The sequence below is a fragment of the Romboutsia weinsteinii genome, from assembly GCF_002250835.2.
Classification (GTDB): domain Bacteria; phylum Bacillota; class Clostridia; order Peptostreptococcales; family Peptostreptococcaceae; genus Romboutsia_A; species Romboutsia_A weinsteinii.
In genome coordinates, this window is record NZ_NOJY02000067.1 from 1 (window position 1) to 12,272 (window position 12,272).

Annotated in this window: 9 protein-coding genes; 8 read left to right on the forward strand and 1 reads right to left on the reverse strand. The window is 29.2% G+C overall.

The annotated features are described in order from the left end of the window. The 4 genes from purD to splB all read left to right on the forward strand — a co-directional run. Positions 1-1,174: phosphoribosylamine--glycine ligase (gene purD / locus CHL78_RS17885; RefSeq protein WP_116041657.1), on the forward strand; the 1,174-nt coding region annotated here is incomplete at its 5' end. Positions 1,175-1,199: 25 nt separating this feature from the next. After that, entirely contained in the window at positions 1,200-5,018 is a 3,819-nt protein-coding gene (locus tag CHL78_RS17890; RefSeq protein WP_094367277.1) for a phosphoribosylformylglycinamidine synthase, read from the forward strand. A 361-nt stretch (positions 5,019-5,379) separates the two neighbouring features. Beyond that, the gene (gene htpG, locus CHL78_RS17895; protein WP_094367276.1) at positions 5,380-7,254 is read left to right on the forward strand and encodes a molecular chaperone HtpG; all 1,875 of its coding nucleotides are present in this window, start codon (positions 5,380-5,382) and stop codon (positions 7,252-7,254) included. Positions 7,255-7,428: 174 nt separating this feature from the next. Beyond that, entirely contained in the window at positions 7,429-8,451 is a 1,023-nt protein-coding gene (gene splB, locus CHL78_RS17900) for a spore photoproduct lyase (protein WP_094367275.1), read from the forward strand. Positions 8,452-8,551: 100 nt separating this feature from the next. Here splB and CHL78_RS17905 read toward each other — a convergent pair whose 3' ends face one another. Then, entirely contained in the window at positions 8,552-8,827 is a 276-nt protein-coding gene (locus CHL78_RS17905) for a hypothetical protein (protein ID WP_094367274.1), read from the reverse strand. A gap of 164 nt (positions 8,828-8,991) precedes the next feature. Between CHL78_RS17905 and CHL78_RS17910 the strand changes: the two genes are divergently transcribed. From CHL78_RS17910 to CHL78_RS17925, 4 genes are all read left to right on the forward strand, one after another. Then, complete coding sequence (locus CHL78_RS17910) at positions 8,992-9,834, forward strand: MBL fold metallo-hydrolase (RefSeq protein ID WP_094367273.1); 843 nt, start codon at positions 8,992-8,994, stop codon at positions 9,832-9,834. Positions 9,835-10,015: 181 nt separating this feature from the next. Beyond that, positions 10,016-10,717: a response regulator transcription factor gene (locus CHL78_RS17915; protein WP_094367272.1), complete on the forward strand. Its 702-nt coding sequence runs from the start codon at positions 10,016-10,018 to the stop codon at positions 10,715-10,717. Further along, positions 10,686-11,729 (forward strand): sensor histidine kinase, encoded by a 1,044-nt coding sequence (locus tag CHL78_RS17920; RefSeq protein ID WP_094367271.1) that lies wholly within the window; start codon positions 10,686-10,688, stop codon positions 11,727-11,729. The genes CHL78_RS17915 and CHL78_RS17920 overlap by 32 nt, the downstream gene beginning before the upstream one ends. Next, a partial coding sequence (locus CHL78_RS17925) for a hypothetical protein (RefSeq protein WP_147295849.1) occupies positions 11,729-12,272 on the forward strand: 544 nt, incomplete at its 3' end. The genes CHL78_RS17920 and CHL78_RS17925, both read left to right, overlap by 1 nt.

A 12,272-nucleotide genomic window follows, 5' to 3' on the forward strand; every position in this document is an offset into this window, starting at 1 on the left:
GAAAATATACTGTGCGCCAGGTAACCCAGGTATTGCTAAGGTTGCAGAGTGTGTAAGTATTGGTGACAGTGAAATAGATAAATTAGTTAAATTTGCAAAAGAAAATAATATAGATTTAACAGTAGTAGGACCAGAAGTTCCTCTTGTTATGGGAATAGTAGATAAGTTTGAAAAAGAAGGATTAAAAATATTTGGACCTAATAAAGAATGCTCTCAATTAGAAGGAAGTAAAGCTTTCTCTAAAGAGTTTATGATAAGACACAATATACCTACTGCAAAGTATAAAGAATATACTAATCTAGAAGAAGCTATAGATGAAATAGATAGCTTTGGATATCCAGTAGTAATAAAAGCTGATGGGTTAGCAGCAGGTAAGGGAGTTGTAATACCTGAAAATAGGGAAGATGCTATAGCTACCTTAAAGGAAATGATGGCAGACAAGAAGTTTGGGGATGCTGGAAATAAGATAGTTGTAGAAGAGTTTTTAAGAGGAATAGAAACTTCGATCTTAGCATTTGTAGATAATGATACTATAATTCCTATGGTAAGTGCAAAAGATCACAAAAAGGTAAATAACTTTGAACAAGGTTTAAATACAGGTGGTATGGGAACTTTTTCTCCAAGTGAAATCTACACAGAGGAGCTAGATAAGCATATAAAAGAGCATGTGTTAGCTACTACTTTGGAAGGATTTAAAAGCGATAAGTTAAACTTCAAAGGAATATTATTTGTAGGTCTTATGATAACTGAAGATGGACCAAAGGTACTAGAGTATAATGTAAGATTTGGAGATCCAGAAACTCAATCAGTGTTGTTTAGATTAGATACAAATTTAAATGAAATAATGACTTCTATAGTTGAAAATAAATTAAAAGATATCGAGATAAATTATAAAAATGATCATTCAGTTTGTGTAATGCTTACATCAGGTGGTTATCCAGAAGATTACGAAAAAGGTAAAGTAATAACTGGACTTGAAAATTTAGATGAAGATATTGTAGTATTCCATAGTGGTACTAAGATGATAGATGAAGATTTAGTTACAAATGGTGGAAGAGTGATAGGGATAACAACTAAGGGTAATACAGTTAATGAAGCTGCTAAAAAAGTATATGAAAATATCAAAAAAATAAACTTTGAAGGTATGCACTATAGAACTGATATAGGAATGTAATTTTTCTAATAACGGAGGAAATAACATGTTAAATGCTATAAGTTTAGGGGCAAATGTAAAAAGAATATTAGTAGAAAAAAGAGCTGGATTTGACATAGAAGCTAAGGCTTTAAAGAAAGACTTAGAAGAAAGTTTACATATAGATAATATAGAAGATATAAGAGTATTAAATAGATACGATGTAGAAGGAATATCTGATGAAGTTTATGAAAATGCATCTAGAACTGTATTCTCTGAACCAAATGTAGATGTAGTATACAATGAAAATATAGATGAAGCAAATGGAAGAATATTTGCTATAGAGTACTTACCAGGACAATATGATCAAAGAGGTGACTGGGCAGCTCAATGTATTCAAATAGTTAACGAAGGTATAAGACCAATCATCAATACAGCTAAAGTTTATATAATAAGTGGAAACATAACTGATGAAGATTTCCAAAGAATAAAAGATTACTGCATAAACCCAGTTGACAGTAGAGAAGCCTCTTTAGAGAAACCAGAGACTTTAAAATTAGAAACGGAAATACCTACATCAGTAGAAATATTAGATGGATTTATAGATTTAGATGAAGAAGGTCTACAAAACTTCTTAAAAGAAAAAGGTCTTGCTATGACTATAGGAGATTTAACTCACGTCCAAGGATACTTCAGAAATACAGAAAGAAGAAATCCTACTATAACAGAAATAAAAGTATTAGATACTTATTGGTCAGATCACTGTAGACATACTACTTTTATGACTGAGATAGAAGATGTAGAAATAGAAGATGGTAAATACACTGATGTAGTTAAAGAAGCGTATCAAATGTATCTTGACTCAAGAAACAAGGTGTATGTAGATAGACAAAAGGATATATGCTTAATGGACATAGCAACTATAGCTATGAAAGAGTTAAGAAAAGAAGGAAAGTTAGAAGATTTAGATGTAAGTGAAGAAATAAATGCATGTAGTATAAATGTTGATGTTGAAATAGATGGTAAAGTCGAGCCATACCTAGTAATGTTTAAGAACGAAACACACAACCATCCAACTGAAATAGAACCATTTGGTGGAGCAGCTACTTGTTTAGGCGGTGCAATAAGAGATCCATTATCAGGTAGAAGTTATGTATATCAAGCTATGCGTGTAACTGGAAGTGCAGACCCTAGAACATCTTTAGAAGATACACTACCAGGGAAACTTATGCAAAAGAAAATAACTACAGAAGCTTCTCATGGTTATAGCTCATACGGTAACCAAATAGGGTTAACTACTGGTCAAGTTGCAGAAGTGTATGATGAAGACTTCGTAGCTAAGAGGATGGAAATTGGTGCAGTAATAGCTGCTACGCCTAAAGAAAATGTTGTAAGAGAAAGACCAGAATCAGGAGACATAATAGTTCTTCTAGGTGGTAAGACAGGAAGAGATGGATGTGGAGGAGCAACTGGTTCATCTAAAGAACACAGCGAAGAGTCTATACTTACATGTAGTGCTGAAGTTCAAAAAGGAGATGCTCCTAACGAAAGAAAAATACAAAGATTCTTTAGAAATAAAGAAGTAGCTCAAATGATAAGAAGATGTAATGACTTTGGAGCAGGTGGAGTATGTGTAGCTATAGGCGAAATAGCAGATAGTTTAGATATAAACTTAGACTTAGTTCCTAAGAAATATGATGGTCTTGATGGTACAGAACTTGCAATATCTGAATCTCAGGAGCGTATGGCAGTTGCTATAAGAAAAGAAAATAAAGAAAGATTTATAGATTTAGCAAGACAAGAAAATCTTGAAGCTACTCATGTTGCTACAGTAACTGATACAGGGTATTTAAAAATGTTTTGGAATGGTGAAGCTATCGTAAATGTTCAAAGAGAATTCTTAGACACTAACGGTGTTAAGCAAACTACTAAAATTCATGTATCTCAAGTAAATGAGGAAAAGACATTCTTTAATAATGAAACTGTTGTTGTACCAGAAATAGCAACAACTGAAGAAGTTACTGTTAAAGAAAGATTTATAGATGCATTGTCAGATTTAAATATGTGCTCTCAAAGAGGATTAGTAGAAAAATTTGATAATACAATAGGCGGCAACACTGTACTTTTACCATTTGGAGGTAAGTATCAAGCAACTCCTACTCAAGGTATGGTAGCTAAGATACCAGTACTTGGTGGAGAAACTAATACTTCTACAATAATGACTTACGGATATAACCCTAAGATTGGTAAGTGGAGTCCATTCCATGGAGCTTTATATGCAGTAGTTGAATCTGTGTGTAAGGCTGTGGCAATTGGGGGTAACTATAGCTCTGTAAGACTTACTTTACAAGAGTATTTTGAAAAGCTTGGGGATAATCCAACTAAGTGGGGTAAACCATTTGCAGCACTTTTAGGAGCTTATTATGCTCAAAATAGATTGGAAATACCTGCTATAGGTGGTAAGGATAGTATGTCTGGAACATTCAAGGATATAGATGTACCCCCAACTTTAGTATCGTTTGCTGTGGATACTGTGGATGCAAAATATGTAATATCACCAGAATTTAAGAAAAATAACTCAATAGTAGTAATGTTATGCACAGATAGATTAGAAAATGATGTTGTTGATTTTGATATGCTTAAGAAAAACCTAAATAAAGTTACAGAACTTATACACAATAATCACGTATTATCAACATATGCACTAGGATTTGGTGGCTTAGGTGAAGCTATAAGTAAGATGGCATTTGGTAACAAAATAGGATTTAAGTTTAGTGAAGAAGCTACATCGTCTTATGTAAATACAAATAAATTATTTGAAGCTAATTATGGAAACATAGTTCTTGAATTAGATAGTGACGATTTAAGTTTATTAGATGGATACAACTACTTAGTAGTTGGAAATACAATAGATCAAGAAGCTATATTAGTAGAAAAAGAAGAAGTCTTATTAGAAGAGCTATATAAAGCCCACTGTGGTACTTTAGAACCTATATTCCCAACTAAAGCTACAGAAGTAAAAGATAAAATGGAAACTATAAACTTTATATCACAAGGTGAAGCAAAGAAATCATCTATAAGCATAGCTAAACCAAAGGTATTTATACCAGCATTCCCAGGTACAAACTGTGAGTATGATTCAGCTAGAGTGTTTGAAAAAGCTGGAGCTAACTCAAGTATAAAAGTATTTAAAAACTTAACATATAAAGATATAGAAGATTCTATAGATACAATAGTAAGTGAAATAAAATCTTCTCAAATAATAATGTTACCAGGAGGATTCAGTGCAGGAGATGAGCCAGATGGTTCTGCTAAATTTATAGCAACTGTATTTAGAAATCCTAAGGTAGAAGAAGCTGTAAATGAGTTCTTAACTAAGCAAGATGGACTTATGCTAGGTATATGTAATGGATTCCAAGCTCTTATCAAACTTGGATTAGCTCCATATGGTGAGATAAGAAAGCCTGATGAAAATGCACCTACACTTACTTATAACAATATAGGTAGACATCAAGCTAAAGTGGTTAGAACTAGAATATCATCAAATAAATCACCTTGGCTAGCTGGAACAGAGGTAGGAGATACTCATAGTATTGCAATATCTCATGGTGAAGGTAAATTTGTTGCTAATGAAGAAGTAATGAGAAGTTTAATAGAAAATGGTCAAATAGCTACTCAATATGTAGATTTCGATAATAATCCAACTTACGATATAGATTTTAACCCTAATGGATCATTCTATGGAGTAGAGGGTATTACAAGCATTGATGGAAGAATATTTGGTAAGATGGGTCACTCTGAAAGAAAAGGTGAACATGTTCTAAAGAATATATTAGGAGAGAAAGATCAAAAGATATTTGAATCAGGAGTAAAATATTTTAAATAAGAGTAATCAATGGAAGATAGCATGCTGATATATATCAGTATGCTATTTTTTTATTGCTAAGAAATTAGTCAAGCTAAAAATGGATGCTATAAATCCTTTGAGAAACTAATAAAATCCTATAAAGAATATATTTAATATCTAAAAAGTAGCACTCGACGGTTGACAGTGCTAATAAAAATGTTATAATAATTGTAAGAAAAGCTATGAAGTGAAAAGATTAAATGACATAAAATATATATCAATAAACTAAACAAATGTAAATAATAGGGAAAATACCCTTTTAGTATGCAGGAGGGATTAAATTCCATCCTGCATTTTTGTGTTTAACATTAAAAAAATATATAATTTAGGAGGAGTGCAAATGGCAACACAAAAAGGAAGCATATCAATAAATACAGAAAATATTTTTCCAATAATAAAGAAATGGTTATATTCAGACAAAGATATATTTATAAGGGAACTTATAAGTAATGGATGTGATGCAGTTAATAAATATAAGAGGCTTGTAACTTTAGGGGAAGCTAAGAGTAATGGAGAAGAACAATATAAGATAATTGTCACTATAGATAAAGATAATGAAAGTATAAGTTTCGCAGATAATGGTATAGGTATGAGTAAAGAGGAAGTTGAAAAATACATAAATCAGGTCGCTTTCTCTGGTGCTGAAGATTTCTTCAATAAATATAAAGACAAGATGGAAGAGTCAAATGATATAATAGGTCACTTTGGGTTAGGGTTCTATTCATCTTTTATGGTATCTAAAAAAGTACAAATAGATACTCTTTCATATCAAGGTGGATCTACACCTGTAAGATGGACTTCAGAGAATGGTACTGAATACGAAATAAGCAAATCAGATACTAAAAATGAAAGAGGTACAACAATAACTTTATTCCTTGAAGATGATAGTAAAGAATTTTTGAATGAATATGAAGTGAGAGAAATTATAGATAAATATTGCTCTTTCTTACCTGTAGAAATATACTTAGAAAGCAAAGAGAATAAGGATGAAAAGGTTGAAAATGAAGAAGAACAAGTAGAAAAATCACCTTTAAACGACACTACTCCATTATGGTTAAAATCACCGAGCGAATGTACGGATGAAGAGTACAAAGATTTCTATAGAAAAGTATTTAAATCTTTTGATGAACCTTTATTCTGGATACATCTTAATGTGGATTATCCATTTAACTTAAAGGGAATACTATATTTCCCTAAATTAAAAAATGAATTTGAATTAGTTGAAGGTAAGGTTAAGTTATACAATAACCAAGTCTTTATTGCAGATAATATAAAAGAAGTAATACCAGAGTTTTTATTATTATTAAAAGGTGTTATAGACTGTCCAGATTTACCTTTAAATGTTTCAAGAAGTTTCTTACAAAATGATAAAGATGTAAGCAAGATATCTAAACATATAATTAAAAAGGTTGCAGATAAATTAAAACTTTTATTTAAAAATGAAAGAGAAGAGTACAATAAGTTCTGGGATGATATACAAGTATTCATCAAGTATGGATGTTTAAAAGATGAAGGATTTTATGATAAGATAAAAGACTATATATTATTCAAAGATATAAATAAAGAATATATAACACTTAAAGATTATTTAGAAAAGTGTAAAGAGAAGCATGAAAATAAAGTATTTTATGTAAGTGATGAAGTACAACAATCTCAATACATTAAGTTATTCAAAGAATATGATTTAGATGCAGTAATATTAAATTCTAGCATAGATAATCACTTTATATCATTTATGGAGTATAAAGAACAAGGTGTGGTCTTTAATAGAATAGATTCTGATATATCTGATGTGTTAAAGGATACTAATGAAGAACAAGAAGATACTGCTGATATTAAAGATTTATTCCAAAGTATAATAGGGGATAAGGTCAAAGATTATTCTGTAGAAAGTTTAAGAAATGAAGATACTCCAGCTATAATATTAGTTTCAGAGCAATCTAGAAGAATGTCAGAAATGAAATCTCAATTTGCAGGAATGGATCTTGGCATGAATTTTGAAGAAGAAAAAACTCTTGTAATAAACAGAAATAATCCAATTGTTAAAAAGATAGTTTCTTTAAAAAATGATGAAAGTAAGAAAGAAGATATTGACTTGATATGTAATCAAGTTGTAGATCTAGCTTTATTATCTAATAAAGAATTAAGTTCAGAAGAGTTGGATTCATTTATAAAAAGAAGTAATAAATTAATGAGTATGATTATCTCATTATAAAATATAAAAAGAAGGCTATATAGCCTTCTTTTTATATTTTATAAAAGAGTAAAAGTTTCCGAATTTAAATCAAATAATTAAATGTATTCACATTACATAAAGTCATTGTATAGGAGCCAAACTAATATAAATAGTACTTAATATATATTAATAGACATAAAAGGGTGTGAAGATATGTTTAAGCCAAAGAGAATTATTTTTGAAAAGGGAACATTAGATACACCGATGGGAAAGGATATATATAATTATGCAAAGGAACATAAAGATATTGAAATAATAACTATCTCATCAAATCAAGTAAAAGGCCATATACCAGGAGAAAATTTACACGACCAATATAGAGAAGGAAAGCAAACATTAGTAGTAGGAATCAAAAAAAGCCTAAAATTCCAAAGTTGTAAGCCATCAGCTCACTACCAATTACCTTTGGTTAGCGGATGCATGGGAAGATGTGAATATTGTTACTTAAATACCCAACTAGGAGATAAGCCTTTTGTAAGAGTGTATGTGAATATAGAGGATATTCTTGGACAAGCAAAAAAATATTTAGAAGAGAGGCTTCCAGATACTACGATATTTGAAGGTGCAGCAACATCAGATCCAATACCGGTAGAACCTTATACACATTCACTAAGAAGAACAATAGAGTTTTTTGCAAATGAAGAGAAGGGGAGATTTAGATTTGTAACTAAATATAATGATGTTGATGAATTATTGGATATAAATCATAATAATCATACAGAGATAAGATTTAGCATAAATACACCTAGGGTAATAGATACCTATGAACATCATACTGCATCATCAGAAAAAAGAATTGAAGCTGCAGCAAAGGTAGCCAAGGCAGGATATCAAGTTGGTTTTATAATAGCTCCGGTTTTTATATATGATGGATGGCAAGAAGAATATAAAAAACTTATTCAAACCATAAAATATAAGCTCCCAAAAGATTTTAGTGAGGAAATAATATTCGAAGTCATATCTCATAGATATACTACCAAGGCAAAGAATAGAATACTAGAAATTTTTCCAGAAACCACGTTACCTATGTCAGATGAAAATAGAAAATTCAAGTATGGTCAATTTGGTTATGGAAAATATGTTTATACTAAGGAAGAACTGTCAGAAATGAAGGAATTATTTAAAACTGAAATAGAGAAGGTATTTCCAAATAGTAATATCAAATATATTATTTAAATTAAGTCTATAAACTAATAAAATCCATATACCTAGAAAGGTATATGGATTTTTAATTAAATAATATTTATAAATTATAAAGATATTTATTATTCATATTTTACTCTACTAATCGGAAGTCTATATGTAAAATGCAGTCTCTAACACCATCAATTTGTACATCTGTAATTAAGCATTTTTTTACATCACCATCTAAACTTAAATCAACAAAACGATTAGAAGGGTTGTTTTCTAGAAATCTTTTAAAATCAGTTTTATAAATTTCAATAGGGATACTTTTTTCCAATTGTCTTCCGTATATAACCGCAGGTATAAATCCCTTATCCCTTACAAATTTAGTTTTTTTACTCGAATCTCTGTGTAATACGTTTATCATAATTTTCCCCCTTGGTTTAATTAAAAATATAAGGCTTATTTATCCTTAATAAATAATATTTTAAATGTACGTAAATTATTCGTTATTTATATAAAATATACTAATTGTGATATATAATTTTAAGTAATATATGAAAGTTTCTTATAGATAAGGGGGATAAGTTAATGGAATTTCAAATACTTGGTAGTGGTGGATGTGTATCACTTCCAAAACCATTATGCAGGTGTAGGGTCTGCACGGAAGCAAGAAAAAAGGGGGTTCCCTACTCTAGATTTGGATGTAGTTTATATTTTAAAGATCTAAATTTAATAGTAGATACACCAGAAGATATAGCTCATTCTTTAAATTATGCAAACATAGAAAAAGTTGATACTGTACTATACAGTCATATGGACCCTGATCATACTTTAGGAATGAGAGTATTTGAACAGCTAAGATTAAATTGGTTAGAAGTATCAAAAGGGATAGAGTGTAAAGACCCTATAAGAGTATTAGCAATGCAACATGTTATTGATGATTTGAATCAAATTAAATCTAAGTACGGTCCATATATGGATTATTATGAAAATGTAAGAAATTTGATAGTAATGAAATCTGTAGATAAGTTTATAGAATTAAAAGGCATGAAAATAAGTTTTATAAAAGTATCTTTGGCTACGATATTTATATTTGAGAGTGAAAATAAGAAGTTGATATACGCACCTTGTGATGTTAAGCCGTTTCCTAACAATGAAAAATTTTATAATGCAGATTATTTAATTATTGGAAACACAATTATTGGAGATACACTTAAGGATGGCTTCAAGCTAGAGGAGAATAATCTATTAAAACAAGAGTTGTTTGTAATGGAAGAAATAGTATCTATAAGGAAGAAATATAATATAAGTAAAGTTATAATGACGCATTTAGAAGAGGACTGGGGAAAATCTTATGATGACTATTTAAAACTTGAAAAACAATATGATAATATACAATTTGCTTATGATGGAATGTGTATAACGTTATAAAATATAAGTGTAGATTTATTAAAAGATGTTACTATTAAGTAGCATCTTTTTTTATATAAGGAAATTATAACTTACATATTTATAATAGTAATTCTTTAGAAAAATTTAAGAATTACAATCGCAAATATGTAAGTTTTATATGATAATATAAATTCAGAAGTTAAGTTATATAGGAGGAAATATGATAAAGTACAATGTTTTAGTTGTAGATGATGAAAAAGATATACCTGATGCAATTGAGAGGTATTTAAAAAATGAGGGAATAAGAGTAATTAAAGCTTATAATGGAGAAGAAGCTCTAGAAACTATAGAAAAAGAAAAAATTCATCTGATTTTAATGGATGTAATGATGCCTAAATTAGATGGAATAGAAGCTACAAGGATAATAAGAGAAGATAAGAATATACCTATAATAATGCTTACTGCTAAATCTGGATATAGCGACAAAATCTTAGGTTTAAATATAGGAGCGGATGATTATATAACTAAACCTTTTTATCCGTTAGAACTTATAGCTAGAGTTAAATCTCAGCTAAGGAGATATGTGGATCTAGGTAATTTGAGTAAAGAAGAAAAGAAAACAATAGCTATAGGATCTATAGAGCTAGATACAGAAACAAAAGAATTAGTTGTAGATGGAGAACGAAAAAAGGTAACACCTTTAGAATACAAAATTTTAGAAGTGTTAATGAAAAGTCCAGGTAGGGTTTTTTCTGCGGAGGAGATTTACGAAAAAGTTTGGAAAGAGCAGTGTATAAGTACAGATACAGTAATGGTTCATATAAGAAGGATAAGAGAGAAAATAGAGATAAATCCTAGGGAACCAAGATATTTAAAGGTGGTGTGGGGAATTGGATATAAATTCGAAAAAAATGCAAGATAGTTTTGGGAAGGTAAGAAAAATTAAAAATATAGTACTCATAGCAACTACAGTAGTTTTATTTATATTGATTGTAGTTATGAAAAATAAAGTTGATGCTTTGATAATAATTATGCTAACTATATGGATAGGATTATGTATATCTTACTTTATAAATAGTATTAAAAAAATATTTTTACTTCAGCATATACATGAACTTGTTAACATGGACTATACAGTGTTTCAAATTTTAGATAAAACTAATGAAGAATCGGATATAAATATGGTATTAGGTAAGAAGTATAAAAAACTATTGGAGCGTATTTATAAGATCGAAGAGTATATATATCATTCAGTTTTAAAAGGAAAACAAAGTGAAGCTATGGCTGATAGGATTATAACAGATGTTTCTAAGAATTTAATGAATCCAATAGATAATATAAGTAGCAAAGTAGAAATTTTAAAAAGTAATAATTATAGTTCAAATATTTTAGATGATATAGAAGGTGAAGTATATATATTAAAAAATACTATGAATGAGTTATTTGAACTATCAAAGGTAGTTACAAACGATATGGACCTAAATATAGAAAAAATAGATATTAATTACTTAATAAAGCAATCTCTAATCGAGTATGATTATAAATTTACTGAGCCAAATTTAAAAGTGAAAATAATTATTCCTAGTGAAAAAGTATTTGTGGATGCAGATGGAGAGAAATTATGGAGAGTATTCGAAATACTATTAGATAATATTGTTAAACATTCTAGAGAAAATACAAGAGTATATATAGAAGTAAAAGAAGACATAGAAACTATATATGTGAGTCTAAATAATATTTCAAAAAAATCTCTAAACATAAGTGGCAAGGAATTTTTCGATAGATTAAATAGCAAAGACTGTTTTGGCTTACCTATTGCGACGAATTTAATAGATATTCAAGGTGGAAAACTTAATATAGAAATTGATGGAGATATGTTTAAGGTAATTTTAGAATTTAAGAATAAGTATAAAGATGAAAGAGGTGAAAAATAATGATGGATTGGTATCTGTATTCAAAAAATGATAAGATGAATTATTTTGATGGACAAGACTTAAAGATTAGAAATATAGTTGCGAGTCCATTATTATTTCAAAAGGTCAGATGGTATTTAATGTTATTTGCTTATTGTATATATATAAGGTTAAATAACAATGAAGGTAGTATATATCATATTGGAATGATAATTTTGTCGGTATCAGTTATAGGTACATTTATAAGTTTAGTAATAAAATCAATAAGAGCCTATGTACTTTGGCAAAATATAGATATTGATGAGTTGGTATTTACATATAACAAGTATTTGGTAAAAAAATGGATTACTTTTTTTATAGAAAGTTTATTTTCAATAAGCTTAGTACTGTATTGTACAGGAAATCAATTTTGGACTCCTATTTTATTTATGATGATATTAATAAAAATAATTATCAAGTTACTTTCAATCGGATTAGATACATTTAGAAAGGTTATGACACAAGAAACTATAAATATAGAAGCTAATGAAGAAGATGATGAATCTGAAGAGGATAGATATAAAC

Excerpts from the sequence above, each read along its gene's own strand:
- CHL78_RS17915 (WP_094367272.1), top strand. The coding sequence starts at position 10,016 with ATGATAAAGTACAATGTTTTAGTTGTAGATGATGAAAAAGATATACCT.
- htpG (WP_094367276.1), top strand. The coding sequence starts at position 5,380 with ATGGCAACACAAAAAGGAAGCATATCAATAAATACAGAAAATATTTTT.
- CHL78_RS17905 (WP_094367274.1), bottom strand. The coding sequence starts at position 8,827 with ATGATAAACGTATTACACAGAGATTCGAGTAAAAAAACTAAATTTGTA.
- CHL78_RS17890 (WP_094367277.1), top strand. The coding sequence starts at position 1,200 with ATGTTAAATGCTATAAGTTTAGGGGCAAATGTAAAAAGAATATTAGTA.
- CHL78_RS17910 (WP_094367273.1), top strand. The coding sequence starts at position 8,992 with ATGGAATTTCAAATACTTGGTAGTGGTGGATGTGTATCACTTCCAAAA.
- splB (WP_094367275.1), top strand. The coding sequence starts at position 7,429 with ATGTTTAAGCCAAAGAGAATTATTTTTGAAAAGGGAACATTAGATACA.